This window comes from Roseiflexus sp. RS-1 (assembly GCF_000016665.1).
GTDB lineage: Bacteria > Chloroflexota > Chloroflexia > Chloroflexales > Roseiflexaceae > Roseiflexus.
In genome coordinates this window covers 1,980,013-2,001,412 of sequence record NC_009523.1, presented here as the reverse complement: position 1 = coordinate 2,001,412, position 21,400 = coordinate 1,980,013, and the positions used below count along the sequence as shown (strand labels likewise).

Sequence of the window (21,400 nt, the reverse complement as noted above, 5' to 3'; positions counted from 1 at the left end):
CTCTGAAGGAGGTGGAACTCCCAGGTTTGTCTCTGGTTGAACGCGAAGGCGACAAGCCATCGACCTCTTGAGCAACGACGCCTGAAACATGAGAGCAAGGAGGCGCTATGTCAGACATTGCCAACATGAGTCGTCAGGAACGGATCAACGCCTACTGGAAAGAGAACAACCGGTTGATTGCGATCCTGCTGATCATCTGGTTCTCGGTCGCCTACATTCCGCCGCTGTTCGTCAATCAGTTAAACCAGATCGTGATCGCTGGCTTCCCGCTTGGCTACTATTTCGGCAGCCAGTTCTCACTGGTCGTGTTCGTGATCTTGATCTTCTACTACGCATACGCCATGAACAAACTGGACGCGAAGTATCACCTGAAAGACCGGGATAAGTAACAGCGGAGGGAGCAACCACTATGGCGGTCAATGAAGCAGTCAAACTGCGCAACAATCGTCTGGCGCAGTACTATGGCATGTTCACCGTTGGTCTGATCGTTTTCGCCCTGATCATGGGTGCGCTGGAACTCGGCGCAGGCATGCCTAAAGCCTGGATCGGGTGGACGTTCCTGATGTTGACGATGGGGATGTACGCCTTTATCGGCATCATGAGCCGCACCAAGATCCTCGATGAGTACTACGTTGCCGGACGGAATGTACCAGCAGTCTTCAACGGCATGGCGACCGGCGCCGACTGGATGAGCGCAGCGTCGTTCATCTCGATGGCCGGTACGCTCTATGCGCTGGGGTATGACGGGCTGGCGTACATTATGGGATGGACGGGCGGCTATGTGCTGCTGGCGCTCCTGTTCGCACCCTACATTCGCAAGTTCGGTCAGTACACCATTCCCGACTTCGTCGGTACGCGCTATGGCGGGCGCTGGCCCCGCCTGGTGGCGGCGATCTGCGCCATCATCGTCAGCCTGACGTATGTAACGGCGCAGGTGGTCGGCGTTGGCATTATTATGTCGCGCTTCATCGGCGTGCCGTATGAATGGGGCGTGGTGATCGGTCTCTCCGGCGTGCTGGTCTGTTCGTTCCTGGGTGGCATGAAGGCGGTGACCTGGACCCAGGTGGCACAGTATATCATCCTGATCATCGCCTATATGATCCCGGTGACCTTCCTTTCGCTCAAACTGACCGGCTTCCCGATCCCGCAGTTGAGCTACGGTCAGGCGCTGCAGAATATCACCCGCCTGGAGAGTGAGCTCAAGATCGCTACGGAGTCGAAGGCGCGCGATGGTACCGGGCGCGTTATTCAGGGCGGATATGTGCCCGCATACAACGAGGGCCTGAGCAACGCAGCCGCTGTGACGGCGATCAATCAGATCAATACCTACTTCGGCGTCAACATTACGCCGCCGAAGGCGCAGTCGATCCCCGATACCAGCAAACCGGCCGAGGAAATCCAGCCCGACTGGCGCGGGACGCCGTGGAACTTCCTGGCGCTCACCTTCTGTCTGATGGTGGGCACTGCCGGTCTGCCGCACATCCTCATCCGTTTCTACACGGTGCCAAGTGTGCGTGAAAGCCGCCTGAGCGTCGGTTGGGCGCTGTTCTTCATCTTCCTGCTCTACTTCACAGCGCCTGCATATGCTGCATTCGCGCGCTGGGAAATCCTGCAAAACGTGGTCGGCAAGGAGATCAGTTCATTGCCGGAGTGGACGCAGAACTGGAGCCGCCTGGGTCTGATCACGCAGCGCGACTACATGACCCTCAACGGGCGCGACATTGATAAGCTGCCAGCCTGGGCTGCACCGCAGGTGAAGAGCGGCGCGCTGGTGATCACCGACGCCAACGGCAACGGCAAGATCGACCTGGCTGGCGCAACCTTTAGCGAGACCGAAGTCGATGGCAAGAAGATCGGCACCTTCGGCGAACTGTCGGGCACGGCGATCACCAAGACCAGCGTTGACGGCATCCTGCAGTTCAGCGAACTGAACATCGATCCGGATACAATCGTGCTGGCGACGCCGGAAATTGCTGGCCTGCCGTACACGGTCGCCGCGCTGATCGCTGCTGGAGGTATGGCGGCGGCGCTCTCCACCGCCGACGGTCTGCTGGTGGTCATTTCGTCCGCCATTGCGCACGACTTCTACTACCGCATCATCAATCCGAAAGCCAGCATGAACACCCGCATCTGGCTCGGCAAGACGATGCTCGTGGTGGCAGCCGTGATTGCGGCACTGCTCGCGCTGCCACGCCTGGCGCTGATCGCGCAGATGGTGGCGTGGGCGTTCTCGATGGCGGCATCGTCGTTCTTCCCGGTGGTGCTGCTTGGCATCTTCTGGAAACGCTGCAACGGTCCTGGCGCGATCGCCGGTATGGTCGGCGGTCTGTCGGTAACGCTCTTCTACATGTACAGCAACTATGTCGATCCGTCGTTCAACGTCCTGGGCATCACGCACCTGGCGGCTGGCATCTTTGGTATGCCGGTCAACTTCCTGCTCTGCTATATCGTGAGTAAACTGACGGCGGCGCCGTCGCAGGAGATCCAGGACCTGGTCGATCACCTGCGCAGCCCGGAACTCGATGATGAATTGATGACCAGCATCGCCAGCGGGAAGCAGGCGGCCGGCGCACGCTAGGCGTCCGATCATTGCGACGGAGCAATCTCCAGGCAGGAAGGTTGCTTCGTCGCAATGATACGAACTACCGTCGGACAGGATCCTGCGCTTTGCACGGAACGGTGAATGCCAGTCCGCCGGGGCTGGCATCGCTCCATGTCGCCTGACCCGGCAGACGTTTCACCGCACCAGAACTTCAGAGTGCAGTTCTAAGAAATGCTGTAAATCCGCTCTTGCCCGCGCGGCGGGCTTCGCCTTGCATAGCCGAGGGCTTATCATAGGCGATAGCCGATAGCCGATAGCCGACAGGGTCGCCGCTGGAGTTCGCGTTATGCGCAGGCGGGCTGTGCCCCGGAAGCGGGAAGAGAACACGGATCGGCACGGATCCGACGGATCAGCACGGATGACATTTTGTCTGGAATAGCCCGCGCAGGCGGGCTTCGCCTTGCATAGCCAGGGGCTTTAGCCCGACGGTACGAAGCGCATGTCGGATTATAGCAGTTCTCAGGTACGTTGAACCCTTGACTGGATTTCTGGAGTGTTCCCTCTTCGCCTCCGGCGGGCTGAAGCCCTGGCTGAGGTCGGGCAAGCCCTGCGGGCTGGATCAACCCCGGTCCCCCCCTCTCAAGTGTAGAGTTTTTGGGAGAGATGAGCGATGTTCTGCGTTCCCGCGCGCCTTTGCCCCTCATCCCCCCTGCCCCCTTCTCCCACAAGGGGAGAAGGGGGAGTTTGGGCGTCCTGATGGCTGAAACGGGAGATGGCACGCAGGGGCTTGCCAAAAAATCTACCCCTGTGAGGGTCCCCCCCCCCGCAATATGGCAAGGATCACCGAAATGCCAGCCCCGCAGGGGCTTCCACGCGCTCAGGGAGGGCTTGAGCCCACATGCGCTGCGGTCGTCCGAGGAGGTTCAACCTCTATGAGAACTGCTATAAATGCTCAATCTCCATCAGCCCCACGGCTCGCGCGGGATAGCGGAAATATAGCAGTTCTCACAAAGATTGGTCTTGTTGGGCAGGGTTGCACCCGCCATCGAAAGCAGACGCCTTGTGTGCCATCCCTTCGCGTGCTAGTATAATCTAACGGGACACGGTATACCGTTCTGCGCCAGGTTCACGAGATCGCCGCGGAGTGTTGGGTAGCCGTGTCCTTCAACGCGACCAAGCCGAACAGTTATCTGGGCCCTCAAACCCGCATATGCTAGCAAGGCTGGCGCCGTTTTCCTCAGGAGGTTCTGTGTATGGCTTCCCGTGAGTCGCTCTTTATCGGCATTGATGTCTCCAAACAGACGCTGGATGTGGCGTTTGGCGCCGACCCGCACGCGCCACGCGAGACGATACCGTCTACCGACGAAGGTGTCCAGCTCCTGGTCACGCGACTCCAGCGCCTGCAGCCGACCCTGATTGTGCTGGAGGCGACCGGCGGGCTGGAGCGCATGGTGTTCGCCCAACTGCTCCAGGCTGGCGTGCCGACGGCGCGGGTGCAGCCACGCCGCGTGCGCGCCCTGGCGCACGCGGAAGGACGCCAGGCGAAGACCGACCGCCTGGATGCCCGGTTGCTCGCCCGCTTTGCCGAACGGGTGCGCCCGCCGCACCACCAAGCGACGGACGAGCAGCGCGCATCCTTGCGCGACCTGCTGGTCCGGCGGGAGCAGGTGATTCAGATGCGGACGGCTGAGATCAATCGGTTGACGGCTGCCGCGCCGAACCTCCGCCCGGGCATCCAGAAGCATATTGATTGGCTGGATCAGGAGATCCGTGCGCTTGAGCAGGAACGCGACAACGAGGCGGAGCGCACCGACGAGGTGCGCCGGAAACGGGAGCTGCGCGAAAGCGTGCCCGGCATCGGCGCGATCACCGCACTGAACCTGCTGCTCCGCCTGCCCGAACTGGGGACCATCAAGCGCACGGAAGCGGCGGCCTTTGTGGGCGTTGCGCCGTATGCCAATCAGAGCGGCGCACAGCACAAACCCCGGCATATCTCCGGCGGCAGGAGGGATGTGCGCAGCGTGTTGTACATGGCGACCCTGGCGGCCACGCGGCGCCGTCTGGTCAGGCGCGCCTTCGATCAGCGCCTGTGTCAAGCTGGCAAGCCGCGCAAGGTCGCCATCGTCGCTGCGATGCGCAAGCTGCTGACTATTCTCGGCGCAATATTGCGTCAGCAAAAGCCCTGGGATCCGGCTGTGCATACGAGCGCCCCTTGACAAGCAACACAGTTACTCCGCGTCTCTGTGTGCATCAGACCGGCTCACGCGGAAGCGCGGAGGCGCGGAGAGCGCGCGCAGGTCTTGCAAGGTCTGTCAGACGGGGCTGCACCCGTCGCTGGAAACGAGCGCTTCACGTGCCACCTCGAGGCGGCGCCGTGGGGGGAACGGCATGCCGTGCCCCCACACCCGTCGCTGGAAGTGGGCGCCTCGCGCAACGCGGCAGACCCGGACGAGGGTCAACGTATTTGAGAACTGCTATAAATTCTCAATCTCCATTAGCCCGACGGCTAACGCGGTATAGCGGATTTATTTCTCAATCTCCATCAGCCCCGCGGCTGGCGCGGGATAGCGGAATATAGTAGTTCTCACAAAGATTGGTCTTGTTGGGCAGGGTTGCACCCGCCATCGAAAGCAGACGCCGTGTACGCCATCCCTCCGCGTGCTCCGCGTCTCTGTGTGCATCAGACCGGCTCACGCGGAGGTGCGGAGATGGGGAGCGAGCAAAAGCAGGCGCCTTGCGCGACACGGCGGATAGAAACAGCCGCCCGCGTCATCCGCCCATGCGCGCGATCCAGCGCTGCGGTGCGCGGATCTCCTCCATTGTCGGCAGATATTCCGGACCTTCCCAGATACGGTTGGCGAAGCGGGCGCCGCGCGCCGCCACGACTGCCTGGATGAACGCCTCGCCCTGCTGATACTGCGCCAGTTTCAGGTCCATACCGGTCAAACGATTGAACGCTTCCTCGATCAGCGGGCGACGCAACTGGCGCTGGCGTACCCGTGCTTCGATCTGCTGATAACTGGGGAGCAACTGCCCGCCGATGACGTTCATAATGTGGTTGGAATACCCTTCCACCACCGACATCAACGCCTGCATGCGGGTAAAGATCGCCTGTTGCTCAGGCGTCAGCATCAACTCGATCCAGTGTCGGTCGATCGGTTGACCCTGCAACAACCGTTCGATCAATCGCACGATACCGACGCTGAGCATCGCGGCCTGGTCGTTCACCCGACCGATAAATTGACGGAGCAGATCCTGAAAATAGTCGCGCACCCAGGGGAATGCTTCGAACTCAAAGACGTGCGTCGTTTCGTGGAGTGCGATCCACATGCGGAAGTCGTCGCCATCAAGACCGAGTTGGGCGCAGATGCGCGTGATGTTCGGCTCGACGAAGTAGAGCGCGCCGCGCAGATCCGGATCGGGCGAGAGCAGACCGAGATCGTACTGACCGAGCACGCGCCGCGCCAGGAACCCGATCAGCGCGCCCATCTGCATCCCCAGCAGTTGACTGTTGAGTTGCCCCATGAGCAACCCGACCACCCCCTGACGCGCGCTGATTTCATCGTACAACTCTTCGAGCGGCGCAAAAAGCGACTGAAAGGCGGAGAGGTTGGCTTCGATCCATTCCGCCCGGTCAAAAACGTAGATGCGTTCGACCGGGCGCGGCAGGCGCACCCCCATATACGCGGCGATCAACGGCTCGCTGCGCTGCACTAACTGACGATACTGATCCTGACGCGCAGCGCGATCGATCATCGGCGCAAGGTATGACTGTGAAACCGCGACGCCGACATTGCGCGCCTGCAACCAGTCGATCATTCGTGGACGCGGCATGCTGCCGGCAGCGCGGATCATCAAGTATCGCGCACCCGCACCGGCGACCACTGCCAGCAGTAATGCAGCGCCAAGGCGTCGTGACGTTCGGATAGTATGTCCAGGCAAGTTCGTTCCTCTCACTGAGTGAATGCTGGCGGCTTTTGACCGCGCCGTTCGGCAGCGGTGCGCACCATTTCTTTCAGATCATCATCGGTAATGAGAAATGTTTCGTAACTGGAAGCGCCGATGCCGCGTTGCTCACGCACGCGACCCTGCAATACCACCCCATCCTCGATCTCGATAATGCGCACATCGGTGTACCCATGCTCGTCAATAAACAGCCCGATGGCGCGCAGAACATCCTGATAGTCGGTTTTCGCCAGACCACGAAACAATTTCATCCCAGCCACCTTCCTTTACGCGGCGGCTCCGGTTTGCGCTGATCCCGCATCTGCTGAATAATGTGGCGAAGTTCTTCATGGGAAAGCACAAAATCCGCCGCCACCCGAATGAACCCCTGCGCTGTATTCTGATAGGTCACGCCGGAAATGATCCATCCCCGATCAAACTCAAGGATAGCGACCTCGTTGAGATGCTGTTGCTGGATAAATTGCCCAAGTGAACGGAGCAGTTCTGGATAATCGATGCGTTCATGCGGCATCGCGATGGTCACTCCTCATAGGCGCCCGCTTCCGAGGCGCACGACATCGCTGGTTGGCGCTGACCTGCAAACGGGCGAAGCTACGATGATGACGGATCATTCGGCTATCGGGCACAGTGCAGGGCGCGTGAGATGTGACTGGATTACGCAAAATTGTAACATGTCAATCCCCTGAGAGCAAGAGTTTACCCATGGAAGAGTGTTACGATGTGGTTAAGAGTTTGTGGGAATGATTTTCTCAGAGACCCTGCGACGTATCGATTTTGCGCACCAGGCTGAGCGCCGGATCGATGGTCAGTTCGCCATAATCCGGGAAACGAACGACCAGCACCTCTCGCCCCGCTTCGATACGGCTTTCCAGCACTTCACCGTCACCGAAGGGCAGGCAGAAAATACGCTCGCCGGTCGTAAAGCGCGGCTCGCTGTCGGTCTCAGGCGCCGGTTGCACGTGCATCTCGCGGTTTTTCGACCGTTCGCGCTGCTCCCGTTGACGGCGGAGCCGTTCGATTAACGCCGCCACATCAGCCGACGCTTCTTCAGAGGGCGTCGCCTGCGCTTGCGCTGGCGTTGCTGGCGTCTCCGGCGCGCTCTGGCGATCCGGCGGTTGCTGTGCCGACGCACGCTTTCCGGCAGACGATTGCGGCTTATCAACCGGCGGCGGAGCGGCAGGGATGCGCGCCTCTCGTCGCTCTCGCCGGGGTTGCGGATCAACCGCTGGCGACCCGGACGCCGCATTCGATTGCCGACGTTCATCAGGCGACGCAACCGGTGGGAGGTGAGTCGCCGGTTCGCTTCGACGCGGCGGTTCAACCGGCACCCGACCGAGCAGAGCGAGCAACCAGTCCTGATCGACCCGGCTCAACGGTTCGAGCAGCGGATCGGAGCGGCATGCCAGCGCAACATCGTAGGCGATGGGCAACACGTCCTCAGCATGCTGATAGAGCCACTGCGCCAGACCGTTTCCGCCGGGTTGTGCATCGACAAAGAACAACCGCCGCCGCTCATGGTCGTACAGCGGTACGAGATCGGTGAAGGACGCCAGAGCGCGCAATGTCACCGCCGCTGTCAGACACCAGCCGATAAACTGCCCCTGCACCTGAAGCGCAAGCGGCAGTTCGAACCAGCACGCTGGCGCAACCCAGCGGCTTTCGAGGGGCGCGTTGAGGGCAACATCGGCAGGCGGTGCGCCAGGGGTCGCCTCACGCCACCCATAGATGGTTTCCTGTGCAACCACTCTTCCCCACGCCACGCGCTGATCGCGCAACAATCCACGCTCATCGTGCACGTCGCGAATGGTCACGTTCCCGCGACGCAATGGATAGGTGCGCCTTCCACTGGTTTCCAGGCGGAGCGAAATGCTCCCCTCTTCTTCATCTCGCAGCACGACGCGCAACCCGCCGACACCGGGCGGCAGCGCCGCACCCGCATATGCCCATCGCTCGAAAAGGGTCGGATCCAGCCGTTCGCGGATGCGCGGTTGCTCAGAACGCGCCGTAATCGCGCCGCCGCTGGCTGCCAGGATGCTGAATTCGGCATAGGGATCGGCGTCACCAGACGGGATCCAGAGTGGTTCATCGTCGGGCAGTTCGACCAGTTGCCCGTTGGCTGACATCCGTTGCACAACCTCGGCGCATCCCCAGGCATCGACATCCGCAGCCGAGAGTGGGAGTTCACTCGCAGCGCATACCACGTGCTGCGCCAGCACATACGCATTCGCCGACGGCACGGGCCACATCGTCGGCGGACCTTCCAGTATCATCGACACCTGACGCACCAGCGCCTGTTCCTGCGGACGTTCGCCGATCACGACGATCACTGCCTGATGTCCGGCTGCCAGCAATCTTCTGCATGCGCTGATCGAACCCGGAAAACCAGCGCAGACCAGCACCTGCGCCGGTTCGATCTCCGGTCCAACCGTTATTTCACCAGCGTCGCCGATGGCAGGCGCCAGCGCTGCCCGCTCCAGCGCATCGCACAGTACGTGAACCCGATACGACTGCCGTCGCAGCACCGTTGCCAGTTCCGCCGTTTCGCGCAGCCACGCACCACCTCCCTGCCAGACCGCGACAACCGTGGCGGTGCGTGGACCGTCATCAGCATCGATCACGCGCCAGGATTTGCCGAGCAGCGCGTTCAGCGCAGGTGCGGGGTCATGCACATTGATCAACGATGCCAGAAAGCCGGGGGCAGCGCCATGCGCGACGGCAACCCGATGGGCGCGCATCAGCAGATCGGCAAGGTGGGCGCCAGCAACTCCTGTGTACCGATGCACATCAGGGATCAGGATCAAACTCAACCCGTTCCAGAGCATACCCCAGGCACGCGCGTGATACCGCAATACCCGACCGTGCAGCGCCTCCGGGGTTGCAATAACGATGCGCGCAAATGGGTCAACCTGCTGCGCACTTGTCGTTGTAACCGACGCCCGCAGGTGGGACGGCAACGATTGATTGGCAGATTCGAACGAAACATAGAGCGCGTGTGCGTGCTCGTCGTCGAACGCCAGCACGATGACAGTAGCGCGCGGCGACTCGGCAAGCGCCGCACGCGCCAGCAACTGGAGCGTCGCCGTGACATGGGGGGACGATGAACGTAACGCCGCCGGTTCACCTCGCCGGAGCGCCGCAAGCGCGTGCGCCTGGTGGGGACGGAACGGCTCACCGCTGTATGCCAGCCATGCCTGCGCCAGTTGCGGATCAACCGGCAGGTGACTGATACGCTCGCCGGACGCTTCGTCCAGCACGCGCAGCATGATCAGCGGCGTGTTCTCACCCCGTGTGCGTTGCCGCGCAATCGCCTGGATGATGTCACGTATGCTCTGCACGATGAACATCCGAAATCTGGAACACGCGATCGTACCATATCATCACATCATTCTAGCACACCACGCGGTCAGGAACCGCGCAACAGGCATTCCACCGCCGGATACGGATTCGAGTCGTACATGATAATCGGCGTTGGCACGGTGTCGCCGGTAATCTGACACCGGAGATCGCCAATCTCCGCCACCCCTGCTGCCATCAGGCGCACATCGCGGTCAGCAGCGACCTCGATGGTCGCCTGCCAGGGCAGGACGACGTCACTTCCAACGACCACTTCAGTATCGTCGATTTCGTAGGAGATTTCCGCCTGCGGTTGTGTTCCCTGGACGAAGAGCGTCAATCTGCGTGTCGTCGGCGTCGACGTTGGGGATGGCGAAGGGGTTGGGGCGTCTGGATCGGGCGTAAGCGTCACAGTCGCCGTTGATCGAGCGGGAGACGCTGTGGCGGTGAGTGTTGCGGTTGGTGAGCTTGCTGTCAGGGTCGGAACGACCGGCGTCGTGCCTGCCGTTGCCGGTACAGATGGGGAGCCTGCCACGGCGGTCGGAACGACCGGCGTCGTGCCTGCCGTTGCCGGTGCGGTTGGAACGGGCGGCGCAGCAGGCATCGTTGACGGCAGCGTGGCAGAGAGCGGGGTCAACGAAGGCGATGGAGATGACATCGGCGCGATCGTCGGCAGAACGATGGCGGGCGATGGCGTCAGCATTGCTGCGGGCGCAACCGTCGGTGACACCGTCACAGACGATGGCAGCGGTGTTGCGGAAGGGAATACTTCAGGAGACACGGTTGCCAGTATGGAGGGCGCTGGCGTCACGGGAGAAACGGTTGGCGCTGGAAACGGGGGTGCAGTCGGCGCTGTAACCGGCGCAGATTCGGTTGCGCGCCCAGCAGGCGCAGCGGTCATCGGCGGCAGCGTGGAGACTTCCACTTTCGGGGCTGGAAGAATTCCGCCGAAGCGCACAACCAGAATGATCACGCCGGTGAGAAATGCCAGTGCCGCCAGGATTAATTGCACACTCGGACGCCGTGGCGGGAGCGGGTCCATATGCTATCTTTCCAGTACTATCGGGCGTGGATTGTACCGCGCATCACGGACTGATGTCAACACGTTACGGCGAACGCACCGGGCGGCCCTGTTCGCAGAGCACGAACGATCCGCGCCTTCCAACGCGATAGTCGTAGTCGCGGTCGCCAATGCGCAACAGCACCCGGTATCCCTCGATCTGCACCTGTGGGTAGGCAACCCCTGGTTGCGGGCAACCGAGCGATCCGTCGTTCCAGATCACCGCCTCAGCGCCGACCAGACTGATCGCTGCTGGATCGCTGCTGCTCCGCAGCGCCAGGTCATCGATCAGGCGCGTCAGCAGATCGTTGGGCAACACCGCCTGTTCGCCAACCATCGCTGGCGGTGGTTGCAGTGCCGGACTGGGCAACGCCAGCGTGGTAACGTTCGGTGGCGGCGGAACCGGCGTGGCTGCAATGGTCGCCTGTGGCGCGGCAGGCGTCGGTTGTGGCGATGCAGCGGTCGTTGGGCTGGCGGCAGAAGGAGGTTCGATCACCGGCGTCGTCTGAGGTTCGGCTTGTGGCGTTTCCGCTTCATCCGTGGGCAACGTAGCGGCAGGCGTCGCCGAAGGTTCAACAACCAGAGGCGTCGCCGCTTCACCCGTGGGCAGTGGTGTGGCGGAAGGCAGCGCCGCAGTCTCACCGGTCGCCGGTGCAGGCGCGCCGTTCCCTGTTGCGGCGGGCGTCCCGCATGCAGCGAGAACAAGGATCAGAGCACTCATCAACAACAGTGCACGCATCAGTCACTCCATAGAGCATCGGAAAGGGGTGGCATCTCTACTCATTCCAACGACAACGCCTCGCTGTTTGTTCCACGTGCGCCCCTTCTCCCCTTGTGGGTTCAAGAGCGGACAGAAAATAGGTGCGATCCAAGCCTCAGACAGCATCACAATGCGGTAGACTTGCTTCAGATTCGCCCCTCTCCCGCAGTGCGGGAAAGGGGTCGGGGGTGAGGGCGGATTGCCCATTGCAACGCCAGAAAACGCATCTTTGCTCAAACGTTCTGTCCGCCCTTAAGGGAGAAAGGGGCAGGGGGGATGAGGGGCAAACGCGCACGGGAATGCGAAAAACTATGCATCCCCGTACCCCTCCATGATCTACGGCGGCAGAACATCCACGCACAACGCTGTCGAGCCAGGAGAGAAGATCGTCCCAATCCCTGTCACGTCCACCTCCCAGCGGATATTACACCGGGCATCGCTGCCTGGCGGTGGTTGAGATGGAAAGACGCCGCTGATCAACAGTTGCATGCTTTGCCCTGGCGCCAGCGTGACAGTGCCAGTCCATGTTGCATCGGTATTAAATCCTCCACGTGTACAACTCCCGCCCTGCGGACTGTTGCATGAACCAATACTAAAGACCGGAGTGCCACTGAATTCAAACGTATCATAAATCCGCGTCACAGTGATAGGCGTTGTCCCGGTATTGAGTACCCCAATCGTCCACGTGATCGTCTGCCCGACCTGAACCGGATTGGGAGCCGCGCTCTTCGTCACCTGCACATTGGGCACAGGCGTCGGGGTGGGCGTCTCCGTCGGCGTCGGGGTCAGCGTTTCTGTCGGCGTCGGGATCGGCGTCTCTGTCGGCGTCGGAATCGGCGTGAACGTCGGCGTCGGCGTCGGAATCGGCGTGAACGTCGGCGTCGGCGTCGGAATCGGCGTGAACGTCGGCGTCGGCGTCGGAATCGGCGTGAACGTTGGGGTGGGCGGTACCGGGGTAGGCGGTACCGGGGTAGGCGGTACGGGAGTGAATGTCGCTGTTGGAACCGGCGTGGACGTATCAGTTGGGACCGGTGTTGGCGCTTCCGATGGCGTTGGTATCGGCGTATCGGTTGGGACCGGTGCAGGCGTGCGTGTCGGCACGGGTGAGAGCCTGACCGTCGGTGACGCTGGCAAGGGCGTATCGGTCGGTTGAGAAATGCCGGTTGCAGTTGGCGGTTGTGCAGGATTCGTTGGTTGTGACTCTGGCGACGTTGTGCTGGTGGCGGTCGGTTGAGCGAGCGGCGGTTGGGTTGGCGTATTCGTGACCGGTTCGATGGTTGCGATGACCGGAGTGTTTGTCGGCAGACTGCCAACCGGTCGTGGGGTCACTGTCGGCGGTTCGACGATCAGCACATCGCCGGGTGTTGGCGTTGGCGCGTCGAGCGCTGGCGGCACCACCGGCACCTGGATGGTTGGAACACTTCCGACGACCGGCACAGTCGGGGTGCCACGGAGCGCCACACTGGTGGCTGTTGCGCGTTCGGCAGCTTCGGCAGCTGCGACTTCCGGCGGAATTGCGGCGAGGCCCGGCGGCAGGAGCCAGGGACGGTAGTCGGCGCGATCTTTCGAGAGCAGGTTCAGTGCAGTCGCCAGATCACGCGGAATCAGGGCGCGCGTTACAATCTCCGCAACGCAGCAGATCGAAAGGAGCGCCAGCAGCAAGGCTGAAGCGATGATCCAGCGCAGCGGCTCAGGCTGTCGCGCCCGTTCCGCCCGGGCTGGTGATGGTGTTTGTGTACTCATGGGCGATAGGGAGTGCTATGCTGAATGTGCTGCCGCGCCCAACTTCGCTGTGCGCCCACACCTTTCCGCCGTGACGTTCGACCAGTTGCCGGGTGATGACCAGTCCCAGACCGCTGCCGCGTTCGGGAGAATTGTTCCCTTCGACACGGAAGAAGCGCGTGAACAATCGGTTCATCGCATCGGCAGGAATGCCCGGTCCTGTATCGGAAACATCGATCTGCACCATGCCATTGTCGCGTTGATGCGCCGTGATTGTCACTTCGCCCTGCTGAGTATAGCGCCGCGCGTTATCAATCACCTGTCCCAGGATAATCAACAGCTGCTCACGGTCGGCGCGCACCGGCGGCAGATCGTCGGGCGTTGTCACGGTCAACGCCAGCCCCTTCTTCTCGAACGACTTCCGCATCGGCGCGACCGCTTCATCGATCATCCGGCGCACATCCTGCGCTGCGAAGTCGGTCTGCAACGTGTTGGCTTCGATACTGGCGACCATGATGACATTCCTGACGATATTGTTCATCAACTCAACGCGGTTGCGCACCGCTTCGAGCAGATCGCGCTGCTCGCCGCTCAACTCGCCGACCATGCCGCGCAGCAGCAGATCGGTGTAGCCGTAGATCACCGTCAGCGGCGAACGCAATTCGTGGGAAATCGTGGCGATAAAATCGGTTTTCGCCTGATCGACGGCGACCTCCGCCGAAATATCGTGCAGCACCACCACTTCGCCGATCTGCGTCCCCTCGTCGGTCGTTACGGGTGCGTGGCTCAACCGCAGGACGCGATCACCCAGGCGGTACAGGTCGCGCTGGGTAGCGCCATTCTCGCTGAACATCTCGTGGCGGACTTCAACGCGCGTCAGCGGTATATCGCTGAACGAACGCTGCACCAGGCGCCAGTCGCTCATGCCCAGCATCTGCTCGGCAGCACGGTTGACGATCAGGATCCGACGCTGGCGATCCAGCACCACAACGCCATCGGCAATCGACTCGAGAATGGCGCGTCGCCGTAGCGCTTCGCGCTGAACCCGGTCAAACAGCACGGCGTTGTACAGCACACTGGTCGTCATGTTGGCAATCGCAACCACCGATGGCAGCACACTGCCGGTAAATGCGGCGGGTTCACGGTGCGCGATGATCAGCACGCCAGCCGGTTCATCCTGAACGACCAGCGGGGAGAGCAGCAGACTCTGATATCCGGCGACCTGCGTGAGACCGAACGCCGTCAGGCGCGGCTCATCCTGCGACGACAGCAGCACCGCCTGTTGCGTTTCACTGATCTCGCGCACCAGCGGATCGCTCACCGGCACCCGAACGTGGCGCAGACTGCGCACGATGGCGGGCAGCCCTTCATCGACATGGTAGCGCAACGCGCCTTCCTCGGCGATCAACGCCAGCACGTCCGCATCGGGCAACAGGGAACGCACGGCGCGTTCCGCCACCTTCAATACCGGCGTCACCTCGATAGCCTGATTGAGGTCGCGACTCGTGCGGTACAATCGCGCCAGATGCTCGGTCATCTGATTGAACGCCAGCGCCAGACGACCGAATTCATCCGGCGACATGACTGTGGTGCGCGCTTCGAGATCGCCGCCCGTCACTGCTTCGGCAGTCGCCACCAGATCCGCCAGCGGGCGGGTGATCCGCCGCGCAATCTGATACCCCAGAATTACCGACCCGGTTGCCAGCACGATGGCAATCGCCGTCACGATATTGCGACTGAGCGACAACTGCTGCACCTGAAAATCGCGCGAGAGACCGACCGAGAAGTAACCGACCTGAACATTCGCTATCACCAGCGGACTGTACGCCAGTTGATACCCGCGCTGGCGCAGTTCGACAGTGAAGATCGACTGCGCCTGCCCGTTGAGCAATGCCTGCAGCACCTGCGGCGGCATATCGAGGGTGCTCAACTCTGCGCGCGGCAACAGGGTGGTGCTGATCGCCCGCCCCGACAGGTCGTAGAAGGTGGTCACTGCTGCCTGACTGCTTCGTTCGAGTGAAGCGAGCAAACGATCACACTTGACCGCAATCAGAACCCCGCCGACGACGTCATTTCCCCGGCGCACCGGCGCAACGGTGTAGAAATAGGGTTGCACATCAGGCGCAAAGTAGATCAGGTTCGCAAATTTATCGTTTCCGTCAATCGTTGTTCCTGAGACAATCGCGCGCACAAAATCCAGCCCCGACAGATCGGTCGTCGTGATCCGGGCAGGCAGGGCGTCAGGGTCTTCTGAAACGCGCAACCAGTCGACGAGAGTCTTGCCGTTGCGATCAAAGGCGATCATGCGGTCAAAATCGAGGTTAACGCTCCCAACGCCAAAACGATAGTACGGTTCGAGTGCGCGCATAACCTGCTCATCGTCACCGCTGGCAAACGCATCGGCGACTGCCGGAATATCCTGGTTGGCCGGCGCGAACACCACCTGCCGCAAGAACTCCAGATTGTTGCGCTCGCGGCGCACCAGGGCATCGGTGGTGTTACGCGCCACCTGCGCAAGCTGGTTCTGCAACCGCTCTTCCCACGAGGCCGCCACCAGACCAACGGCAATCGCCGCCCCCGCCATCATCACCACCAGGGTCAGCGCCAGGTAGGGGAGGATGATTTTGTATCGGATGTGTGAGCGGAAGACCGATACAAGCCCGCGCATGCCCGACCTGCTTTCCGATCTGGTGCAATGGTTTACAAAAGCTCGACTTGACAATGCATTATAGCCTTTGAACAGCTATATATCAAGCGATACATCGCTGACCAGGTTAAGAAGACTGTAAAATATTCGATGAACAGTTTGTCACTCTATCCATTGATGGGCAGTGCAAATGCGAACACGCTCCCGGCGCCTTCTTCGCTCTCAACCCAGATGCGCCCGCCGTGCGCTTCCACTGCCAGGCGGCAGAAGGTCAACCCCAGCCCGGTCCCGCGCACCTTTCGCCCGCGCACCTGACCGAACTTTTCGAAGATGCGCTGAAAATAGGCAGGTGGAATGCCCGGACCGCGGTCCTGCACCCATACGACCAGATAGTCTCGTGAATCGTTGAACGTCACATGCACCGGTACATCATCCGGCGGTGCATGTGTTCCTCCTGCCAGGAACGCGCCGATAGTCACCACGCCCTGCGCCGGAGAGAACTTGATCGCATTATCGAGCAGGTTCTGCAACACGCGCACGATCTTTTCGCCATCGATCTCGACCGGCGGGAGATAGGGCGCCAGGCGTTGTTCAATCGTCACGCCGCGACTGCTGGCCAGATGCTGCAGGCGCTCGATTGCCTGATCGATGACGCTGAAGATCGGCAATGGCTTGAGGTCCAGGTCCATCCGGCCCTGTTCCATCTTTGAGATATCGAGCAGCGTATTGATCAGGTGCAGCATCGTCTGACTGCCCTGATAGGCGATCTTCAGCAACTCCTGCTGCTGTTCGGTCACCGGTCCGACGATGCCGCGCTGAAGCATCATCACGCCGTTCATGATCGATGTAAGCGGTGCGCGCAGGTCGTGCACCAGCATACTGGTGTAATCCTCGCGCAACTGTTCCAGATCGCGTTCCTGCGTAATATCGCGAAGGATCAGCAACTCGCCGCGCGGCTCATTCTGGGCATCGTAGACAGGGAGACGGATCAGGCGCACATACCGGTGCGCTCCGCTCGCAAACGCCAGATCGCTGATCTGCGCCGGTACCGCAACCTCCTGGCTCCACGATGGGGTCGTGATGTCGTGGGCGCGCGCATACAATTCCGCCACGACATCGTCGATCCGCCGGCCGATCAACGACTCTTCTGGACATCCGCAAATCTCAACCGCCAGCGGATTGGCGATCTGTATCTCGCCGCGCATATCGGCCATCAGAATGCCATCGGCAGTTGAGCGAAGCACGGATGCCATGCGATCACGCCCCGCAGTCACCTGTTGGAACAGGCGGGCATTCTCGATGGCAACCGCAATGAACGCAGCCATGCGCATCAACCGCAGCGCATCCTCTTCGTCGAAATCCCCGCCGATCTTGTTCAGCAGTTCGATGGCGCCGATGACCCGCCCCTTGGCAATCATCGGCACACACAGGATCGAGCGCGTCGAAAAACCGGTCGCCTCGCTAATCTGGCGATAGAAGCGCGGATCGCGGCTGACATCGTGCACGATCTCCCATCGACCGGTGCGCACCACATGCCCGACAACACCCTGTCCAGCCGGAACGCGAAAACCGGCAAGCTTTTCTTCGCCGCCTTCGATGGTCATCACAAACTCGAGGTCGCCGGTCGCTTCATCAACGAGCAGTAACGAACCGGCTTCGACGTGAAAATAATCGCTGAGTTGCTGGACGACCAGGCGGTACACTTCACGGGTATCGAGCGTCGATGTGACAACTGACGCAATATCGTTGAGGGTTTTGAGTTCTTGCGTGCGTCGCTCGACCGATTCGCAACTGCGGTGCGACATGATTACCAGCGCGATCTGCCCGCTCAGCGCCCTGATGAGCGCCACATCCTTGCTATCGAATGTCCGCGTGGCATGAGCGCTACAGATAGCCAGAGCGCCAAGCGTTTCGTCACGGGCGATCAGCGGCGCGACCAGCAGCACCCGAACGTCGCGCGCCAGCAATGCCTGTTCTTGGGGATGCACAATTATCGGGCGCCGCAGTCGCATTGCGTCCGCAGCGCCCGATATAGCGTCCAGCGTCAACTCAGGGGCATCGCCGGATTGAGGATATTCACAGACCCATACTGCCCGCCCCTGAACGTCCTTCAGTAGCGCAATCGCACGATCCGCGCGGCAGAGACGGGTCAACTCGATCAGTGAGAGGTGCAGCAGTTGGTCGAGAGTCGTGGCGCGCTCAACCGATTGTGCGATCCGTCCCAGACTCTCCAGAAGCGGATCATCGCTGGAGGTCCATTCGACGATGTCATACATCTGATTTGTCGGAACCTGAGCTTCCATGCGTGAACTGCTCTCAGGCAGGCAAAGCGGGATGGGTCCCGGTTTTACCGTATTTTAAACACACTGCCTCCACCGAATTATATCGTATTCGATAGCGCAATACCAGATCAGACTACGACCGGATGATGACAGATTGATGATCAGAGACGACTCCTGCCACGACCTGGCAGCGTATCGCCAGGCGGCATATAGGGCGATCCGACGGCGAGATACCCATAGCCGGCGGCAACCAGTTCCGTATAGTCAGGGATCATCCGCCGCCCATCGATCACCAGGTAGGGAGGAGATACCGTCTCCTCGATGGTGCGCGACAGACCGCGAAACTCTTCCCAGTCGGTGGAGATAAAGAGCATGTCGGTGCCAGCGAGCGCCTCGCGCACCGAGGTATGGTACGAAATGCGCTCGAACAGATGGTTCTTTTCCGGGTCGAAAAACTTGCGTGCTTCACGCAACGCCATCGGATCATAGGCGCGGATGGAGCGCACCCCCCTGCCCAGCAGCGCTTCGACCACCTTGAGCGCCGATGAGTCGCGCATGTCATTGGTGCGCTGCTTGAACGCAAGCCCCAGGAGCGCCACGGTCTTGTTGTTGAAACTGACCCCCGCCTCACGGATCGCACGGTCGATCAGGTAGGTCTTCTGGTATTCGTTGATGCCGTAGACCGACTGCAAAATATCGACCGACTGACCGGCGGTTTTCAGCTGGTAGATGAGCGACTGAATATCCTTGCCGAAACAGGATCCGCCAGCGCCGTTCGAGACATACGATCCCCACGTGCTGATGCGCGCATCGGCAGTCACGCCGCGCTTCAAATCCTCCATGATAATGTTAGGGAATGTTTCGGCAAGACGCGCCCCAACCCCGTTCCAGAAGGAGATGTAGGTCAGCAAAAGCGTATTTGCGACGTACTTGATCGCTTCCGCCGTTTCCGGCGTGGTTTCGATATACCGGATGCGCACGTGGTTGACGAACTGCGAGTAGATCCGGCGAATGATGCGGAAATCCTCCTCATTGTCGGCGCCGACCACGACGCGATCCGGACGGCGCGATTTCTCGACCGCGTCGCCTTCAGGAAGAAACTCCGGGTTCGAAGCGACCCCCGCGTTGGGAACGTTATACTCGCGCAACACGCGCTCAAGTTGACGCGCCGTGCCGATCGGCACCGTGCTCTTGTTGATCACCACCACGCGACGCTGATCACGCCGCCGCGCCAGCAGTTCCGCCAGATAGCGCGCTGCCGCGAAGTAGTAACTCAGGTCCGACGAGCCGTCCGGTTTGGGTGGCGTGGGCAGGCATAAGAAGAGCGCATCGGCGCCCTCGATGACCGACTCGACATCATCGACGAAGAACAGATACCGCCCATGATTTTCGAGAATAATGCTCGTCAGTCCTGGTTCGTGCACGTAGTGCTCGATCGCCTCTGGGCGGCATGACCGATATGCCTCGATACGCTGGTGATCAATATCATATGCGTACACTTCGTGACCATACTCCGAGCATACCGCTGCATGAGTCAGGCCCACGAATCCGGTGCCGACAACAATGATTTTCATACGACGCAGACTCCTTGATCACTGGCTCTACCGACCACGCACCACCAGGTTAGTGAAACGAACCACTCCCTGTCCTTCATCGAATGTTTCCGTGCCGAATGCAAGATTGCCGCTACGGAAGGCGCTATCGCGTAGACTGGTGAGACGCTGTCCATTGCAGAAGAAGGTCAGCGCATCGCCAGCCATGTCGATCCGCAACCGGTTGGACGAACCGGCGGCATTGATCGCCGGAGAAGTCTTCCAGTCGCTCAGAACCGAGAATTCATCGTTCACATAGCGCGCAACGCGGTAGCGTCCGCGGCCATCAATGTTGAGGATGTAGAAATTCTGATTGTCCTGATAGCGGAAGAGCAGCGCAATGGCTGCACTGCGCGGCTTATCGACCGTCGCCTCGATCTCGAACGACGCATCATCAACCACCTCGTCGATGGTCTGCCAGACGATCTGATCGGTGTCGAGCGATTCGATCACAAAGGCGCCATTCTCAAAACGGTAATCGCCGCTCTCCGTTTGTCCAGCAGTAAACTGACTGGTCGCTTCGCTGGCGAGCGAATCGCGCAGCAGCACGTTGGGGAAATCGGTCGATGCCGATGGTTCGCCAATGCTGACCGCGGTGACAGCAACGGCTGTGCCCAATGATTGAGCCGCCTGCTGACCGATCCAGTACAAGCTGCCGAGGATGAGGACGCACGCCAGCACCAGGACGCCAAGAATGATACCGATGATCAGCAGCCAGTTCGGTCCCTTCTTTGCAGTTGTCGTGGCAGCAGGAGCGCCCGATGCGCCCCTAACCGCCGATGGCGGGACTGGGGGAAGCCTCCCCGCTCCACCGCCCGCAGGGGGCGGCGGTGATGGCGGCACACCGAATCCGCCGCCTGCTGAAGGGGTGGTCGGTGGGGCTGCCGGAGGCAAGCCGAATCCGCCCCCGGCAGGGGGCGGCGGTGATGGCGGCAGACCGAATCCGCCACCTGCTGAAGGGGTGGTCGGCGGGGCGGCGGGAGGCAATCCGAAGCTGCCACCCGCAGGAGACGGCGATTGCCTGCGGGCTGGATCTTCGAGGATCGTCTGCAATCCTGCACTGCTCGATGGTGCACCTGACGAAGTCGGTTGCGGCGGCGTGACCATGGTTTTACCAGCGTCGCCTTCCGGCGGCAGCAGCACCGTGCGCCCGACGTCGCCCGGCGGTTGCGGCGGCGCGACCATGGTTTTACCAGCGTCGCCTTCCGGCGGCAGCAGCACCGTGCGCCCGACGTCGCCCGGCGGTTGCGGCGGCGCGACCATGGTTTTACCAGCGTCGCCTTCCGGCGGCAGCAGCACCGTGCGCCCGACGTCGCCCGGCGGCTCTGGCGGTGTGACCGTGGTTTTGCCAGCATCGCCTGTTGGTTCCGTCAAACGCGCACCGCACTGCGGGCAGAAGCGTTTTCCTTCCTCAAGTTCAGCCTGACACTGCGGGCAGCGAATCATCACCTATCTCCTTGTTCACAGGTCCTGCTTTCAATAGAACGTAGCGGGAA

At 61.1% G+C, this 21,400-nt stretch carries 14 protein-coding genes; 3 read left to right on the top strand and 11 right to left on the bottom strand.

Annotated features, from left to right (window positions below):
* Positions 1-107 precede the first annotated feature (107 nt).
* From ROSERS_RS08430 to ROSERS_RS08420, 3 genes are all read left to right on the top strand, one after another.
* Positions 108-389: a DUF4212 domain-containing protein gene (locus ROSERS_RS08430; RefSeq protein ID WP_011956370.1), complete on the top strand. Its 282-nt coding sequence runs from the start codon at positions 108-110 to the stop codon at positions 387-389.
* Positions 390-409: 20 nt separating this feature from the next.
* Entirely contained in the window at positions 410-2,578 is a 2,169-nt protein-coding gene (locus tag ROSERS_RS08425) for a sodium:solute symporter family protein (protein WP_011956369.1), read from the top strand.
* A gap of 1,217 nt (positions 2,579-3,795) precedes the next feature.
* On the top strand, positions 3,796-4,758 hold the full coding sequence (locus tag ROSERS_RS08420) for an IS110-like element ISRfsp2 family transposase (RefSeq protein WP_011956368.1): 963 nt from the start codon (positions 3,796-3,798) through the stop codon (positions 4,756-4,758).
* 553 nt (positions 4,759-5,311) lie between these two features.
* On the opposite strand, the gene ROSERS_RS08415 is transcribed toward ROSERS_RS08420, so the two are convergent.
* The 11 genes from ROSERS_RS08415 to ROSERS_RS27155 all read right to left on the bottom strand — a co-directional run bounded on the left by ROSERS_RS08415 (position 5,312) and on the right by ROSERS_RS27155 (position 21,350).
* Positions 5,312-6,484 (bottom strand): zinc-dependent metalloprotease, encoded by a 1,173-nt coding sequence (locus tag ROSERS_RS08415; RefSeq protein ID WP_157041013.1) that lies wholly within the window; start codon positions 6,482-6,484, stop codon positions 5,312-5,314.
* Positions 6,485-6,495: 11 nt separating this feature from the next.
* Positions 6,496-6,759, bottom strand: coding sequence for a hypothetical protein (locus tag ROSERS_RS08410; RefSeq protein WP_011956366.1), 264 nt, complete (start codon positions 6,757-6,759; stop codon positions 6,496-6,498).
* Complete coding sequence (locus ROSERS_RS08405; protein ID WP_011956365.1) at positions 6,756-7,019, bottom strand: hypothetical protein; 264 nt, start codon at positions 7,017-7,019, stop codon at positions 6,756-6,758. The genes ROSERS_RS08410 and ROSERS_RS08405 overlap by 4 nt, the downstream gene beginning before the upstream one ends.
* Before the next feature lie 238 nt (positions 7,020-7,257).
* The gene (locus tag ROSERS_RS08400; protein ID WP_011956364.1) at positions 7,258-9,852 is read right to left on the bottom strand and encodes a helicase; all 2,595 of its coding nucleotides are present in this window, start codon (positions 9,850-9,852) and stop codon (positions 7,258-7,260) included.
* Positions 9,853-9,911: 59 nt separating this feature from the next.
* On the bottom strand, positions 9,912-10,883 hold the full coding sequence (locus ROSERS_RS08395; RefSeq protein ID WP_011956363.1) for a hypothetical protein: 972 nt from the start codon (positions 10,881-10,883) through the stop codon (positions 9,912-9,914).
* Positions 10,884-10,947: 64 nt separating this feature from the next.
* Positions 10,948-11,640 carry a hypothetical protein gene (locus tag ROSERS_RS08390; RefSeq protein WP_011956362.1) on the bottom strand — a complete coding sequence of 231 codons (693 nt, stop codon included), beginning with the start codon at positions 11,638-11,640 and terminating at the stop codon, positions 10,948-10,950.
* Between the two features lie 357 nt (positions 11,641-11,997).
* Positions 11,998-13,404 carry a DUF7507 domain-containing protein gene (locus ROSERS_RS25930; protein ID WP_157041012.1) on the bottom strand — a complete coding sequence of 469 codons (1,407 nt, stop codon included), beginning with the start codon at positions 13,402-13,404 and terminating at the stop codon, positions 11,998-12,000.
* Positions 13,352-16,051 (bottom strand): ATP-binding protein, encoded by a 2,700-nt coding sequence (locus ROSERS_RS08380; RefSeq protein WP_011956360.1) that lies wholly within the window; start codon positions 16,049-16,051, stop codon positions 13,352-13,354. The genes ROSERS_RS25930 and ROSERS_RS08380 overlap by 53 nt, the downstream gene beginning before the upstream one ends.
* 146 nt (positions 16,052-16,197) lie before the next feature.
* Complete coding sequence (locus tag ROSERS_RS08375) at positions 16,198-18,333, bottom strand: sensor histidine kinase (protein WP_011956359.1); 2,136 nt, start codon at positions 18,331-18,333, stop codon at positions 16,198-16,200.
* 140 nt (positions 18,334-18,473) lie between these two features.
* Positions 18,474-19,886, bottom strand: coding sequence for a UDP-glucose dehydrogenase family protein (locus ROSERS_RS08370; protein WP_011956358.1), 1,413 nt, complete (start codon positions 19,884-19,886; stop codon positions 18,474-18,476).
* 27 nt (positions 19,887-19,913) lie between these two features.
* A complete protein-coding gene (locus tag ROSERS_RS27155) occupies positions 19,914-21,350 on the bottom strand; it encodes a zinc ribbon domain-containing protein (protein WP_011956357.1) in 1,437 nt (478 codons plus the stop codon).
* Positions 21,351-21,400: the final 50 nt, after the last annotated feature.

Excerpts from the sequence above, each read along its gene's own strand:
- ROSERS_RS08410 (WP_011956366.1), bottom strand. The coding sequence starts at position 6,759 with ATGAAATTGTTTCGTGGTCTGGCGAAAACCGACTATCAGGATGTTCTG.
- ROSERS_RS25930 (WP_157041012.1), bottom strand. The coding sequence starts at position 13,404 with ATGAGTACACAAACACCATCACCAGCCCGGGCGGAACGGGCGCGACAG.
- ROSERS_RS08370 (WP_011956358.1), bottom strand. The coding sequence starts at position 19,886 with ATGAAAATCATTGTTGTCGGCACCGGATTCGTGGGCCTGACTCATGCA.
- ROSERS_RS08380 (WP_011956360.1), bottom strand. The coding sequence starts at position 16,051 with ATGCGCGGGCTTGTATCGGTCTTCCGCTCACACATCCGATACAAAATC.
- ROSERS_RS08405 (WP_011956365.1), bottom strand. The coding sequence starts at position 7,019 with ATGCCGCATGAACGCATCGATTATCCAGAACTGCTCCGTTCACTTGGG.
- ROSERS_RS08395 (WP_011956363.1), bottom strand. The coding sequence starts at position 10,883 with ATGGACCCGCTCCCGCCACGGCGTCCGAGTGTGCAATTAATCCTGGCG.
- ROSERS_RS08430 (WP_011956370.1), top strand. The coding sequence starts at position 108 with ATGTCAGACATTGCCAACATGAGTCGTCAGGAACGGATCAACGCCTAC.
- ROSERS_RS08375 (WP_011956359.1), bottom strand. The coding sequence starts at position 18,333 with ATGGAAGCTCAGGTTCCGACAAATCAGATGTATGACATCGTCGAATGG.
- ROSERS_RS08425 (WP_011956369.1), top strand. The coding sequence starts at position 410 with ATGGCGGTCAATGAAGCAGTCAAACTGCGCAACAATCGTCTGGCGCAG.
- ROSERS_RS27155 (WP_011956357.1), bottom strand. The coding sequence starts at position 21,350 with ATGATTCGCTGCCCGCAGTGTCAGGCTGAACTTGAGGAAGGAAAACGC.
- ROSERS_RS08420 (WP_011956368.1), top strand. The coding sequence starts at position 3,796 with ATGGCTTCCCGTGAGTCGCTCTTTATCGGCATTGATGTCTCCAAACAG.
- ROSERS_RS08390 (WP_011956362.1), bottom strand. The coding sequence starts at position 11,640 with ATGCGTGCACTGTTGTTGATGAGTGCTCTGATCCTTGTTCTCGCTGCA.
- ROSERS_RS08400 (WP_011956364.1), bottom strand. The coding sequence starts at position 9,852 with ATGTTCATCGTGCAGAGCATACGTGACATCATCCAGGCGATTGCGCGG.